This is a genomic window from Streptomyces sp. NPDC012835 (genome assembly GCF_042900885.1).
In the GTDB taxonomy this organism is placed as follows: Bacteria; Actinomycetota; Actinomycetes; order Streptomycetales; family Streptomycetaceae; genus Streptomyces.
This window is the reverse complement of record NZ_JBIBBW010000004.1, coordinates 111646-124229: the sequence shown is the minus strand read 5'-3', so window position 1 is coordinate 124229 and position 12584 is coordinate 111646. Positions and strand designations below refer to the sequence as shown.

Genomic DNA, 12584 nt, shown 5'->3' with positions numbered 1-12584 from the left:
GGCGGCCGCCGCCCGGTCAGCCCACGTACGGGTCGGGTACCTCGCCCGGCCTGGCGAGGAAGGCGAAGTCGCAGCCGGTGTCTGCCTGGGTGATCTGTTCGTTGTACAGGGCGCCGTAGCCGCGCCCGAACCGCTCGGGCGGTGCGGTCCATTCGGCCCCGCGCCGCGCCAACTCATCGTCGCTCACGTGGAGATGGAGACTGCGGGCCTCGACGTCCAGCGTGATGGAGTCCCCGGTGCGCACGAGCGCCAGCGGGCCGCCGACATACGACTCGGGCGCGATGTGCAGTACGCACGCGCCGTAACTCGTCCCGCTCATCCGGGCGTCGGAGAGCCGCACCATGTCCCGCACGCCCTGCTTCAGCAGATAGTCGGGGATCGGCAGCATGCCGTACTCGGGCATCCCGGGGCCGCCCTTGGGGCCCGCGTTGCGCAGCACCAGCACATGGTCGGGGGTGAGGGCGAGATCCGGGTCGTTGATGGTGCGCTGCATCGTGCGGTAGTCGTCGAAGACCATCGCGGGACCGGTGTGTTTGAGCAGCCGAGGCTCGGCGGCGATGTGCTTGATGACCGCGCCGTCCGGGCAGAGGTTGCCGCGCAGCACCGCCACCCCGCCCTCCGGCGCGAGCGCGTCCTCCCGCTCCCTGATGACCCGCCGGTTGTGGACGAGCGCACCGTCGAGCTGCTCGCGCAACGTGGTGTGCGCGACGGTCGGACGGTCCAGGTGCAGGACATCGGTCAGCCGGGTCAGGAAGGCGGGCAGCCCGCCGGCGAAGTGGAAGTCCTCCATCAGATACCGCCCGCCGGGGCGCAGGTCGGCCAGCACCGGGACGGTGCGCGCGATCCGGTCGAAGTCGTCCAGGGTGAGCCGGATCCCGGAGCGCCCGGCCATCGCGATCAGATGGATCACCGCGTTGGTCGAGCCGCCCAGCGCGAGGACGGTGGCCACCGCGTCCTCGTACGCCTCCCGGGTCAGCAGCTTCGACAGCCGCAGGTCCGACAGCACCAGGTCGACGGCGCGTCGCCCGGAGGCGGCGGCCATCCGCTCGTGCCCCGAGTCGACGGCCGGGATGGACGACGCGCCGGGCATGGTCACGCCGAGCGCCTCGGCGGCGGCGGTGAGCGTGGAGGCCGTGCCCATGGTCATACAGGTGCCGGGGGAGCGGGCCAGCCCGTTCTCCAGCTCGGCCAGCTCCGCGTCGCCGATCAGCCCGGCGCGCCGCTCGTCCCAGTACTTCCACATGTCCGTACCGGAACCCAGCACCTCGTCGCGCCAGTGCCCCGGCAGCATCGGCCCCGCCGGTACGAAGACCGCCGGCAGATCCACACTGGCCGCGCCCATCAGCAGCGCCGGTGTCGTCTTGTCGCACCCGCCCAGCAGCACCGCTCCGTCGACCGGATAGGAGCGCAGCAGCTCCTCGGTCTCCATCGCCAGCATGTTGCGGTACAGCATGGGTGTCGGCTTCTGGAAGGTCTCGGAGAGCGTGGAGACCGGGAACTCCAGCGGGAAGCCGCCGGCCTGCCACACCCCGCGCTTGACCGCCTGCGCCCGCTCGCGCAGATGCACATGGCAGGGGTTGATGTCCGACCAGGTGTTGAGGACCGCGATGACCGGCTTGCCCAGGTGTTCCTCCGGGAGATAGCCGAGCTGACGGGTGCGGGCCCGGTGGCTGAACGAGCGCAGCCCCGAGGCGATGTCACTGCCGTACCACTGGTGGCTGCGCAGCTGCTCCGGCTTCACCGTCATATCGCCCACCCCGCGACCATCGCGGCGACGGCGGCGCGCCGCTCCTCGGGCAGCTCGCGGCTCGGCGGCCGCAGATCGCGCCGGCACAGTCCGAGGGAGGCCAGCGCCTCCTTGACGACGGTCACGTTGTCGGCGGACTGGCTCGCGGCGCGCAGCTCCTCGAAGGGCCTGATCTGCTCCCACACCTTCATGGCGCCCGCGTAGTCCCCGGCCCGCAGCGACTCCAGCATGCCCAGCGAGACGGCCGGGGCCACATTGACCAGACCGGAGGTGAATCCGGTGGCCCCGCCGGCGAAGTACGACGGCGCGTACAGCTCGGCGAGCCCCGCGATCCAGACGAACCGCTCCAGGCCGGCGTCGCGCGCGAAGGCCGCGAAGCGGGCGGCGTCCGGCACGGCGTACTTCGCGCCGATGACATTGGGGCACAGCTCGCCGAGCGCCGCGAGCGTCTCACCGCGCAGCCGCGCGCTGCGGATGTAGGGGACCACTCCCAGCTCGGGCACCGCCTCCGCGACGGCGCGGTGGTAGTCGATCCACCCGTCCTGCGACACATAGGGGTGTACGGGCTGATGCACCATCACCATGCGCGCCCCGACGGAGCGGGCGTGGCGCGCGGAGGCCACGGCGGTCGGCACGTCGAGGCCGATGCCGACGAGGATCTCGGCGCGTCCAGCGGCCTCCTCGACGGTCAGTTCGGTCACCTCGCGGCGCTCGTCGGGGCTGAGCGCGTAGTACTCGCCGGTGTTGCCGTTGGGGGTGAGTGTGCGTACGCCGCCGTCGAGCAGTCGGCGCAGCAGGGCCCGGTGCGCGTCGGTGTCGAGGGTGTCGTCGGCGGTGAACGGGGTCACGGGGATCGCGACGACATCGGCGAGCGCGTCGCGCGAGGTCGTGAGATCAGGGCTGCTCATGGGTGGTCTCCTCGGGGAACGCCCGCTCTACGAAGGAGGCGATGTGATCGTGCAGGGCTTGTACGGCTCCGGCGATGTCACCCGCCAGCGCCAGGCGCAGGATCTCCCGGTGCTCGGCTGCCTCCCGCTCCCAGGACGGGACGGCGGCCCAGGCGACGGTCGAGACCAGGGCCGCCTGGTCGCGTACCTCGTCGAGCATCCTGGCCAGCAGCGGATTGCCGCAGGGCAGATACAGCGCCCGGTGGAACTCCCGGTTCGCCAGGGAGCGTTCGGCCCGGTCCGCCGCCTCGTCCGCCCTGACCAGCGCCTCCCGCGCGGGCTCCAGCGAGGCGCTGCGGGAGAGCGAGCGCCGCAGCGCCTCCGGTTCGAGGAGCATCCGTACGTCGTAGACCTCGTGGGCCATGGCGGCGTCGACCGTGCGCACGGTGACGCCCTTGAACTGGCTCATGACCACCAGACCGGTGCCGGCCAGGGTCTTGAGCGCTTCCCGTACGGGCGTCTTCGACACTCCGAACCGCGCGGCGAGTTCGGTCTCCACCAGCGGCTGTCCCGGACTCAGCCCGCCCGTGAGGATGGAGTGTTTGATCGCTTCGAGAACGTACTGCGTGCGGGAGGGGATCGGACTCGGGGCGAAGGCCATCGGCGCTCTCAGATCTCGTGTCTCATATATGACGTACGAAGTACGACGCGATGAAGCTAAGGCGCTCCGAATGTTTCGTCAATGCTTCGCGCAGAAGTGGTACGAGGTTCCCGGTCGTCGCCCGAGGCGCGGGGTGAAGCGCTTCGACAGATGTCGTCCGAACCGCTGACGTGGGCCGTGGATCGCCCTGCTGCCCGTGCTGCTTTTCTTCCTCGCCTTCCAGCGCCATCCGATCGACGGAACGGCCACCTCCGGACTGAAGGGCTGAGCCGGGTATGGGCGCGAGCGACCCGACGCGCCGTCACGAGATCGCCGCACGGGGCGAGTCGGGCCTCATGCGGTGCCTCGGTGTCTTCGCCGAGTGTCTGCTGACCGGCGTGTGGATCGCACTGGCCGCCCTGCCCCTGCTCATCCTGCCCGCCGCGTTCGCCGCCGGGGCCGCGCATCTGCGCCGGGTGCTGGCCCACGAGGTCTCCACCTGGCGGGAGTTCACGGCGGACCCGCGGGCCGCCGCCCGGCGCGGCTGGCTGGTCGGAGTGGCCGGCTGGGCGGCGGCCTGGCTGCTCTACGCCGATCTGGTCGTCGTACGCGCCGGGCTGCCCGGCGGGCCGCTCGCCGGTACGGTCGGCGTGCTGGCCCTGCTCGGCCTGCTCGCCGCCGGGCCCCGGGCGGCCGTGAACCGGCGGCCCGGCGCCTCGTGGCGGGCGCTGCTGCGCGGCGCCGGGCGCCGTACCGTACGGGACCCCGCCGGTTCGCTGCTGCTGATCTGCGGCCTGGCCGTGGTGCCGGTGTCGGCGTGGCTCGCCCTGCCGCTCGCCGCGCCCGCGCTCGGGGTGGTCGCCGCGGCGGCGCTGGCCGTCGAACGCCGCCACCCGGCCCGCTGAACCGTCCCACGCCGCACGCCGCACCCGTACCGCTTGGTGTCATGGACATGAAAGCAATACGGCATGTCTCCGATCCCTCGCAGGTCCCTGCTCAACGCCGCCGCCGTCGCGGGCGCCGCCACCCGGGCCGGCTGGGCGCTCGGCGGGCAGGACACCCACGCCGGCGGCCCCCGCGCCGCCCCGGCCGACGACCCCGTCGGCGTCGGCTGGCCGGAGGACGGCGGACCGGGCGCGCCGCCCGGCTCGACCTTCGGTGTGCCGTGGAGCCGGGGCAGGCACCCGGCGGGCACGGCGTTCGCCCTGACCACCGAGGACGGCAGGGCCGTCCCCGCGCAGACCTGGCCCACACGGCACGAACGTCGGCAGCCCGCTGCTCTTCCAGGGCCATTCGCGCCAGGACACCCACGCCGCCGCCCAGTTGGACGACGCGGAACTCGCCGCAAGCCTGGGAAATGCTCTACGACAGCGACGCCTGCACCTCGGCCATGAAGTGGGACAGAACACCACTCGAAGGACCCGACGTCCTCGAACCGGGCTACGAGAGCCTCCGGATCAACCGCAACGAGACCGCCCTCTTCGGACTCGCCGCCATCGAGAACCTCGCACTCGTGGGTGACAGGGCTCCGAAGTGACCGTCCCCGTGGCCACCCCCGGTCCGCCGACCGGCCGCTGGGGCCGGCCGGCGGACCGGGAGACGGGCGGCGCCCGCCCGGGTCACTTGTAGGTGAGGTCCGAGGCGCTGTACTTGCAGTAGGTGCTGTCCGGACCGGTGCCGTTCTTCGTGGGCTCAGCGCCGGTGCTGTTCCCGATGTACTTCTGGCACGGGACGATCTTCTTTGAACTGTCACCGACGATGGTGATCCCGCGCAGGGTCAGCGAATCGCCGTAGTTGGTGTTGATCCCGCCGATCACACTGCCCGGTGCGGTGATCTCCGTGTTGGTCACGTTGATGGTCCGCTGGTACTGGCTGGAGCAGTTGCCACAGGAACGGACGAAGGTCTTGAAGTCCTGCCCGGCGAAGTTGGAGATGTTCAGCGTGCCGCCGCCGTTGAACTGGAAGATCTTGTCCTCGGCCTTGCGCGCCCCGCCGCCGGTGACGGTGAAGGTCTTGCCGGTGCCCCGGAAGGTGGCCGCGTCCTCGCCGACATCCTCCCACCACACGTTCTGGAGCGTGCAGCTGCCCGAGCAGTGGATGCCGTCGGCCGCGGGGGCGCCGATGATGACGTTCTTCAGCGTCGTGCCGTCGGCGAGCTTGAAGATCGGGTCCTGGTCCTCGTTCTGCCCGCCGGTGCCGAGCGCTCCGGTGCCGTAGTAGCGCTTCATACCTCCGTCCACACTGCCGCTGATGTTCTTCGTGGCGCTCACGGCCTCGCTGCCGTTGGCCGAAGGCCAGGTGGCGGCCGTGGCGGTGGGCAGCGTGAGCCCGGTGGCGAGCGCGCCGAGGGTGAGGGCGAGGGCGCCGGCGCCGCCGGCGATCACCTGCCGTCGCCGGCCGGGTCGTTCCGTCGTACGAGGCATCTGAGGACGCTCCTTGGGGTGAGTGCGGATGTTCACGGGGTGGTGACGGCCGGCCGCGGCGGCGTCGGCATCTGGTCGCCGATGAAGAAGCTCGGGTGCGGCGGCTGGTTGTAGGCGGTGTTCTGCCACGCCAGGGCCGTCCGGTACTGCCGGTCGTGCAGCAGTGTGGTGATCTTCCGGTCGGTCTCGTACGGTGTGGAGTAGATCCGCAGCGCCTTGTTGTCGGTGGTCGGCCAGACGACCTCCTCGCGCCAGTCGCCGAGGATGTCGCCGGACAGCGACGGAGTGGCCTTGGTGCCGTTGTTGGAGTGCACCCCGGACGCGGTCAGCAGCCGGGTGTCGGAGGACGGGCCGTACTTGTCGATCCTGGTGGCGTCGACCAGCTCCCGCACCGGGTCGCCGTCCCACCAGGCCAGGAAGTTGGCCGAGGACGGTTTGCGGCCGAGGGCGGCCCCACTGGTGCTGCGCAGCGAACCGTCGGCCGCCGACCACATCTCGGCGCCGGGGCTGCCGGCCCAGATGTCGCCGGCCACGCCGCGCCCGTTGTCACCGGACGCCGGTGTCTGCCACAGGATCTGGCCGGTCCTCGCGTCGGCGAGGTACGACGAGGGCTTCGTGGACTCCTCGTCCACCTTGAAGTACTCCAGCCCCGGTCGCGACGGATCGAGGTCGCCGAGGTGGGCGGCGTCGCCGTGGCCGTTCTTCGTCGTCCACAGTCCCGCGCCGTTGTCATCCACCGCCATCGAGCCGTAGACGACCTCGTCCTTGCCGTCGCCGTCCACGTCCCCGATCGCCAGCGCGTGATTGCCCTGGCCGTCGTAGCCCTTGCCGGTGTTGGTGGAGCTGTTGGTGTCGAACGTCCAGCGGCGGGTGAGCTGACCGCCCCGGAAGTCCCAGGCGGCGATCACCGTGCGGGTGTAGTAGCCGCGCGCGCTGATCAGCGAGGGCCTGGCGCCGTCCAGATAGGCCGTCCCGGCGAGGAACCGGTCCACCCGGTTGCCGTACGAGTCGCCCCAGGAGGAGACCGTGCCGCGCGGCACCACATAGTCGACCGTGCTGAGCGCCGCGCCGCTCTGTCCGCCGAACACCGTCAGATACTCGGGCCCGTCCAGCACGTACCCGGACGAGTTCCGGTAGTCGGCCGAGGCGTTGCCGATGACCTTGCCGGTGCCGTCGACCGTGCCGTCGGCGGTCTTCATGGCGATCTCGGCCCTGCCGTCGCCGTCGTAGTCGTAGACCTGGAACTGCGTGTAGTGCGCGCCGGAGCGGATGTTGCGGCCCAGATCGATACGCCACAGCCGCTGCCCCTGGAGGGTGTAGCCGTCGATGACGGTGTTGCCGGTGACCCCGGACTGGGAGTTGTCCTTGGCGTTGGTGGGCTGCCACTTCAGCACGATGTCCAGATCGCCGTCGCCGTCGAGGTCGCCGACGGAGGCGTCGTTCGCCTCGTACGTGTAGTCCGAGCCGCCCGCCGGGGGCTGGATCGGTACGTCGAAGTAGCCGGAGCGGAACTGGACGGCGCTGGGGGAGGCGGCCTGCTCCGTGCCGTTGACGACGGCGCGCACCGTGTAGTCCGCCGAGTTCGGCACATCCTTGTGCAGATAGTTGGTGGTGGTGATCGGCTGGGTGTTGACCTTGGCGGAGCCCCGGTAGAGGTTGAAGGTCACACTGTCCGCGTCGGTGGCCAGCCACCGCCAGCTGACCAGGTTGTCATTGCCGGTGTGCACACTGACCAGGCCCCGGTCGAGCCGCTCCAGCTGCGCGGCCGCCGCGAGCCGCGGCGCGGGCTCGGCGGCGCCGGACAGCGGGGCCACCATGCCGGTCAGCAGCGCGCAGGCCGGCGCGAGTACGGCCACCGCCGTCCAGCGGCGGCGCAGCGGCCCGCGCGCCGCGGGCGGATGATCCGGTCGGGTTCTGTACGAGTGGGGTCGCGACCGCACGGGTTGTCCTCCGGGGGGTGGGGGGCGGAGGTGTTCCCTCCGCCCCCCAGTCGCCGCCCGCGCGGAAAAGGTTGCCGCCGGACGGCCCCGGTTTCCCGGGGCCGCGACGCCGGCTCAACCGGAGCGGCTCCACTGCTGGTTGCTCGCACCGGAACAGGCGTACGTGATGATCCGGGCCGAGTCGGCGGTGGCGGCGCCGGCCACGTCGAGGCACTTCCCGCTCGCGCGCGAGGTCAGGGTGGTGTAACCACCGGTCGCGGTCGCCCGCCACTGCTGCTCGCTCGCCGTGCCGCAGGCCCGCTGCTGCACGTCCGAGGCCGTCTCGGTCAGGCACAGGGAACTGTGACGGCCCATCAACTGCACGTAGCCGTTGCCCGCGTCCCTGAACCAGAAGCGCTGGTTTCCACCGCCGTTGCAGGTGTACTGGGTGAGTGCGACGTTGTCGAGGATCGACTGGCCGGGGACATCGGCGCACCTGCCGCTGTGCCGGGCGGTGAGGGACTCGTAGGGGCCGCCGGAGCCGGCGACCGTACCGGTACCGGTGTCGACGGTGATCTCCGGGTACCAGTCCATGGTCATGGAGGTGCTGGTCGGGAAGGCCAGCGGAAGCCAGACGTACCGCGAGTCGTTGACCGTCCTGCCGAACGAGTTGCCCCACCGGTCGCCGAGGTAGAGGTACGAGGTGGTGGAGCCGCCCTGGACCGGAAGGACGTACGCGGTCTGGGAGTTGTAGGCCGTGGAGTCGCCGACGTTGCGCATCGCGCTCCACGGCCCGGCGATCGAGGTGGCGGTCGCGTACTGCTGCTGGTTGGCGTTCCAGCCGGTGGCGCCCGATGTCAGCATGAAGTACACGCCGCCCCGCTTGAACAGCGCGGGCGCCTCGCGGTGGCCGCCGGGCCAGGGGTTGGCGACCAGCGTGTCGACGGCGGTGTAGTCGGCGGTCAGCCGGTAGATCTGGAGGTCGTAGTTCTCCCGGGCGGCCGACACCATGTAGCCGGTGCCGTCGGTGTCGGTGAACAGGGTGATGTCCCGCGACATATGGGTGCCGAGCGGCCGGAAGCTGCCCTTCCAGGAGTAGGCGCCGTCGACGGTCGAGGAGGTGGCCACGGCGGCCCGCGCCTCGCTGTAGTCCGTCGCGCTCTCCTTGTGCATCCACATCACGAACTGCCGGGTCGCCGCGTTGTAGACCACCTTGGGCCGCTCGATGTTGGCGGTGGCCAGCTCGGGGGCGGTGGCCTGGGTCAGGACATGGTTGCGGAACTCCCAGGTCTTCAGGTCCGAGGAGCGGTACGCGGAGACATAACGGAAGGTGTTGTCCGCGTTGCGGTTCTCGCCGAACCAGTAGTACCAGTCGCCGACCTTGATGACCCCGCCGCCGTGGGCGTGCACCGGCGCGCCCGTGGTGTCGGTGAACTGGGTGCCGCTGAGCACCGTCACAGGACCTGCGGCCCCGGCCGCTCCCGGCACCCCCAGCAGCGCCGCGGCGGCGAGACAGAAAGCGAGCAGCAGCGCACGTGTCCGGCTCATCTCACACACTCTCCTTCAGAACCGTGAAGTGGCGGGCGAAACCGGAGAGTCCGGGCAACTGCCGGATCGGCGTCCAGGTGGTGAGCCCGTCGAGACTGTCGCTGTAGTAGTACTTCTGCTCGGCGTAACCGTCGAAGTAGATCCGCCAGGCACCGTTGTCCAGCCGGACGAGCGCCGGACCCTCGCGCCAGCTTCCCCAGCCCGCCCAGTCGCCCGTGCCGGTGAAGGTGTACGGTCCCGCGAGCCGGTCGGCGACGGCGTGTTCCAGGTACTTGGTGGTCTCCTGCTTGGTGATGGCGTGGTACTTGCCGCCGTGCCGCACCACGAAGGTGTCGATGTAGTTGGACCGGTCGAGCCCCGCCACCGGCTGCGGGGTGGTCCAGCGGGTCAGGGACGCGTCGGTCGCCGTCAGCAGATGCGGCCGGAAGACGTAGGTGTCCGTGGTGTCGAGGGAGACCACGACATGCACACTGCCGTCCGCGTCCACGAACCACTCGGGCGCCCAGGTACGGGCCGGCCCGCTCACCGCGAGGGTGTGCCGGGTGACGTACTGCCAGTTCGTCCGGTCCCTGCTGCGGGCGATCCCGATGGTGTTCCCGGTCCAGTCGGTCGTGTACACGATGTAGTAGTGGCCGTCGGTGTGCCGGATCAGGCTGGGGTCCCGGATCAGCCCGGCGGGCGGGGTGTACGCCGGGCCCCTGAGCAGCGTGTAGGTGAGCGCGTCGGCCGACTCGTACACGTACATGTTGGATTCGCTGGAGTTGGTGAAGGCCGTCATGGTGTACCGCGTCGCCGCCGCCGCGCCGTCCGTGGCCGGTGCGTCGGCCACCGGGACGCCGAAGTCGGGGGAGCCGTCCCGCTTCCAGCCCAGCTCCTGGATCCGGGTGTGGCGGTTGGGGTCGTGCAGCGGGTCGCCGCTGATCTCCTTGTACTGCCGGGCGTGGTAGACGAGGACGTCGGTCCTGCCGTCCTCCGCCACCGTGAAGGAGTTGTGCCCCGGGCCGTACTGCCCGGTGGTGTCACTGCCGGTGAAGACCGGAGTGGGGGACTTCGTCCAGGACGCCGGGTCGAGCAGGTCGGCGCGCGAGTCCGCGCTCAGCAGCCCCACGCAGTAGTGGTGGTCGGTGGCGCTCGCCGAGTACGACAGGAAGACGCGCCCGTTGCGCTGGATGACGGCGGGACCCTCGTTGACCCGGAAGCCGACGCATTCCCAGTCGTACTCCGGCGTGGACAACCGTATCTGAGGACCTGTCAGGGTCCAGGGATCGGTCATCGCGGAGAGGAAGATCCCGGTGTTGTTGTCCTGGTCGGGCTCGTGCTGCGCCCAGGCGAGATAGCGGGTGGAGCGGTGGGTGAAGGTCGTCGCGTCGAGCGAGAAGGTGTCCCAGGCGGTGGTGATCCGCCCTCTCTCCCGCCAACTCCCCTGGAACGGGTCGGGGTTGTCGTTCTCCAGCACCCAGATCCGGATCTTCCACACGTCGTCGGCGCGGCCGGCGGCGAAGTAGATGTACCACTTCCCGTCGATGTGATGCAGCTCGGGCGCCCAGATGTGGGCGCCCATGTCCCCGCTCGTGTGCTTCTTCCAGATCACCGACTCCGCCGCGGTCGCCAGCCCCGCCAGGGTGCGCGAGCGGCGCAGGATGATCCGGTCGTACTCCGGCGCCGTCGCCGTGAAGTAGTAGGTGCCGTCCGGGTGGCGGTGGATGAAGGGATCGGCGCGCTGTTCGACCAGCGGGTTGCGGTACGAGGGCCCCGGCGCGGCGACCGGGGCGGCGCCGGGCTCTGCGGTGCGGTCGGCGGCGTGGGCGACACCGGGCAGCGCCGTCAGGGCACCGGCGGCCAGTGCTCCCTTCAGTACCAGTCGGCGGCCGGGGATGTCACTGCGGCTCATGCAGTCTCCCTTTTCGGGGCGGAGGGGGATGCGTCCGGTATACCGAACGTCATCTGTGATCCCGAACGCCGAAACCGTAAGGGCGTGTTACGGAGAGGTCAACGGGCGTGACGGGATGCGCCGGGCCGGAACATGCCCCTCTTCGCAGCGGGTGATCGCTATGCTGCCGCTCAAAGCGCTCATTCGAAGCATTCAAACGAACAAGCGCACCGTATGACGGTGCGATACGACGGAGCGGTACGGCAGGGGGCCGAACAGTATGCGAGAGCCGGTCGAACTCAGGCGGCAGCGGATCCTCGCGGTGGTCGAGGCGCGCGGGTCCGTCAAGGTGAGCGCGCTCGCCGCCGAGCTGGAGGTCTCGGTGGTGACGCTCAGGCGGGACGTGGAGGAGCTGGCCCGGGAGGGGCGGCTGCGGCGCGGGCACGGCGTGGTGCGTCCGGTCGGCGCCGCGCAGCCGGAGGCGGCCGTCCCGGCCGCCCGCTCCGGGGGCGCGGCCCCGGACGCGCCCCCGGTCGCCCTGGTGGTGCCCGAGCGCCACTCGTACCTGTACGAGACGCTGCACGGCGCCCGCACGGTGCTGGCGGAGGCCGGGGTGCGGGTCGCCCTGCACATCGCGCCGCAGGCGGTCGGAGCCGAGCGGCCCCTGGTGGAAGCGGCACTGGCGAGCGGCGCGCGCGGCCTGCTCATCGCCCCGAGATGGCGCAGCGCGCACGCCGAGGAGGCGGACTACGGCTGGCTGGCCGAGGTCGGCGTACCGACCGTGCTGATGGAGCGCCGGCCCCGGCCGGGCAGCGCGCTGCACGCCCTCGACACGGTCTGCTCCGACCACTGGTACGGGGTCCATCTCGCCGTCGACCACCTGGTCGCGCTCGGGCACCGCCGTATCGTGCTCGCCGCCCGCGACGACAGCCCGACGGCGCGCACCCTGCGCACCGCCTTCGCCGAGATCGCCGCCGCCAGGACGGAGGTGGCGGACTGGTCGGTGGTGCTCAGCTCCCCGGACGCGGTACCGGGCCCGCCGCCCGAGGCCGGACAGGGCGCCGCGCCCCCGCTCGATCTCGCGGCGCTGCTGCGCGAGCGCCGCGCCACCTGCGCCGTTCTGCACGGTGACGTGGACGCGCTGATGCTGGTGCAGCGGCTCGCGGAGGAGGGAGTGCGGGTGCCGGAGGACTGCTCGGTGGTGGCGTACGACGACGTGGTCGCCGCGCTGGGCGGTACCCCGCTGACCGCGGTGGCGCCGCCGAAGGCGGAGATCGGGCGGGCGGCGGCCGAACTGCTGCTGTACCGGCTGGCGGGGCCCGCCGGCGCCGCCGGACCCGTGCGCAGGATCGAGCTGCTGCCGGGGCTGAAGGTGCGGGGGTCGACCCGGGCCCCGGCGGAGGGGCGGACGCCGGGGCCGTCCATTCGGTCAACCCCCTCGAAAGTATGAGCGTTTGACCGCTTAAATTTTCTTCTGAGCGATCTATTGACCAGTACCGATCAGCCGATCAGGATTCCTCGTGTCTCACACCGGAGCCGCGGGAGGCGCC

General features: G+C 71.1%; 11 protein-coding genes and 1 pseudogene. 4 read left to right on the top strand and 8 right to left on the bottom strand.

Annotated features, from left to right (window positions below; genetic code table 11):
- Positions 1-16: 16 nt before the first annotated feature.
- From araD to ACFY6S_RS18755, 3 genes are read right to left on the bottom strand one after another with little or no spacing between them, the layout of a single operon-like run.
- On the bottom strand, positions 17-1747 hold the full coding sequence (gene araD, locus ACFY6S_RS18765) for an L-arabinonate dehydratase (RefSeq protein ID WP_388818720.1): 1731 nt from the start codon (positions 1745-1747) through the stop codon (positions 17-19).
- Complete coding sequence (locus ACFY6S_RS18760; protein WP_388818717.1) at positions 1744-2655, bottom strand: dihydrodipicolinate synthase family protein; 912 nt, start codon at positions 2653-2655, stop codon at positions 1744-1746. Before ACFY6S_RS18760 ends, araD begins: the two co-directional genes overlap by 4 nt.
- Positions 2642-3295, bottom strand: a complete 654-nt coding sequence (locus ACFY6S_RS18755) for a GntR family transcriptional regulator (RefSeq protein ID WP_388818713.1) — start codon at positions 3293-3295, stop codon at positions 2642-2644. The genes ACFY6S_RS18760 and ACFY6S_RS18755 overlap by 14 nt, the downstream gene beginning before the upstream one ends.
- A 275-nt stretch (positions 3296-3570) precedes the next feature.
- Between ACFY6S_RS18755 and ACFY6S_RS18750 the strand changes: the two genes are divergently transcribed.
- The 3 genes from ACFY6S_RS18750 (at position 3571) to ACFY6S_RS18740 (ending at position 4811) form a co-directional block, all read left to right on the top strand.
- Positions 3571-4179, top strand: a complete 609-nt coding sequence (locus tag ACFY6S_RS18750) for a hypothetical protein (protein ID WP_388818710.1) — start codon at positions 3571-3573, stop codon at positions 4177-4179.
- Between the two features lie 63 nt (positions 4180-4242).
- Positions 4243-4668, top strand: a complete 426-nt coding sequence (locus ACFY6S_RS18745) for a hypothetical protein (RefSeq protein WP_388818708.1) — start codon at positions 4243-4245, stop codon at positions 4666-4668.
- The gene (locus tag ACFY6S_RS18740; RefSeq protein ID WP_388818705.1) at positions 4632-4811 is read left to right on the top strand and encodes a hypothetical protein; all 180 of its coding nucleotides are present in this window, start codon (positions 4632-4634) and stop codon (positions 4809-4811) included. The genes ACFY6S_RS18745 and ACFY6S_RS18740 overlap by 37 nt, the downstream gene beginning before the upstream one ends.
- Positions 4812-4893: 82 nt before the next feature.
- Here the strand turns inward: ACFY6S_RS18740 and ACFY6S_RS18735 are convergent, their stop codons facing one another.
- The 5 genes and pseudogenes from ACFY6S_RS18735 to ACFY6S_RS18715 form a co-directional block, all read right to left on the bottom strand.
- Positions 4894-5697: a pectate lyase gene (locus ACFY6S_RS18735; protein WP_388818702.1), complete on the bottom strand. Its 804-nt coding sequence runs from the start codon at positions 5695-5697 to the stop codon at positions 4894-4896.
- A gap of 32 nt (positions 5698-5729) precedes the next feature.
- Positions 5730-7514, bottom strand: a complete 1785-nt coding sequence (locus ACFY6S_RS18730) for a rhamnogalacturonan lyase (protein ID WP_388819789.1) — start codon at positions 7512-7514, stop codon at positions 5730-5732.
- Positions 7515-7751: 237 nt separating this feature from the next.
- Complete coding sequence (locus ACFY6S_RS18725) at positions 7752-9164, bottom strand: RICIN domain-containing protein (RefSeq protein ID WP_388818699.1); 1413 nt, start codon at positions 9162-9164, stop codon at positions 7752-7754.
- A 1-nt stretch (position 9165) separates the two neighbouring features.
- Positions 9166-9909, bottom strand: a complete 744-nt coding sequence (locus tag ACFY6S_RS18720; RefSeq protein WP_388819787.1) for a glycoside hydrolase family 43 protein — start codon at positions 9907-9909, stop codon at positions 9166-9168.
- Between the two features lie 57 nt (positions 9910-9966).
- Positions 9967-11055: pseudogene (locus tag ACFY6S_RS18715) on the bottom strand (family 43 glycosylhydrolase); the annotation flags it as partial.
- Positions 11056-11314: 259 nt separating this feature from the next.
- On the opposite strand from ACFY6S_RS18715, the gene ACFY6S_RS18710 reads away from it, so the two are divergent.
- Entirely contained in the window at positions 11315-12484 is a 1170-nt protein-coding gene (locus ACFY6S_RS18710; RefSeq protein ID WP_388818696.1) for a substrate-binding domain-containing protein, read from the top strand.
- The last annotated feature ends 100 nt before the right edge of the window (positions 12485-12584 follow it).

Coding starts and splice junctions, on each gene's coding strand:
- araD (WP_388818720.1), bottom strand. CDS start 1,747: ATGACGGTGAAGCCGGAGCAGCTGCGCAGCCACCAGTGGTACGGCAGT.
- ACFY6S_RS18760 (WP_388818717.1), bottom strand. CDS start 2,655: ATGAGCAGCCCTGATCTCACGACCTCGCGCGACGCGCTCGCCGATGTC.
- ACFY6S_RS18755 (WP_388818713.1), bottom strand. CDS start 3,295: ATGGCCTTCGCCCCGAGTCCGATCCCCTCCCGCACGCAGTACGTTCTC.
- ACFY6S_RS18750 (WP_388818710.1), top strand. CDS start 3,571: ATGGGCGCGAGCGACCCGACGCGCCGTCACGAGATCGCCGCACGGGGC.
- ACFY6S_RS18745 (WP_388818708.1), top strand. CDS start 4,243: ATGTCTCCGATCCCTCGCAGGTCCCTGCTCAACGCCGCCGCCGTCGCG.
- ACFY6S_RS18740 (WP_388818705.1), top strand. CDS start 4,632: ATGCTCTACGACAGCGACGCCTGCACCTCGGCCATGAAGTGGGACAGA.
- ACFY6S_RS18735 (WP_388818702.1), bottom strand. CDS start 5,697: ATGCCTCGTACGACGGAACGACCCGGCCGGCGACGGCAGGTGATCGCC.
- ACFY6S_RS18730 (WP_388819789.1), bottom strand. CDS start 7,514: ATGGTGGCCCCGCTGTCCGGCGCCGCCGAGCCCGCGCCGCGGCTCGCG.
- ACFY6S_RS18725 (WP_388818699.1), bottom strand. CDS start 9,164: ATGAGCCGGACACGTGCGCTGCTGCTCGCTTTCTGTCTCGCCGCCGCG.
- ACFY6S_RS18720 (WP_388819787.1), bottom strand. CDS start 9,909: ATGTACGTGTACGAGTCGGCCGACGCGCTCACCTACACGCTGCTCAGG.
- ACFY6S_RS18710 (WP_388818696.1), top strand. CDS start 11,315: ATGCGAGAGCCGGTCGAACTCAGGCGGCAGCGGATCCTCGCGGTGGTC.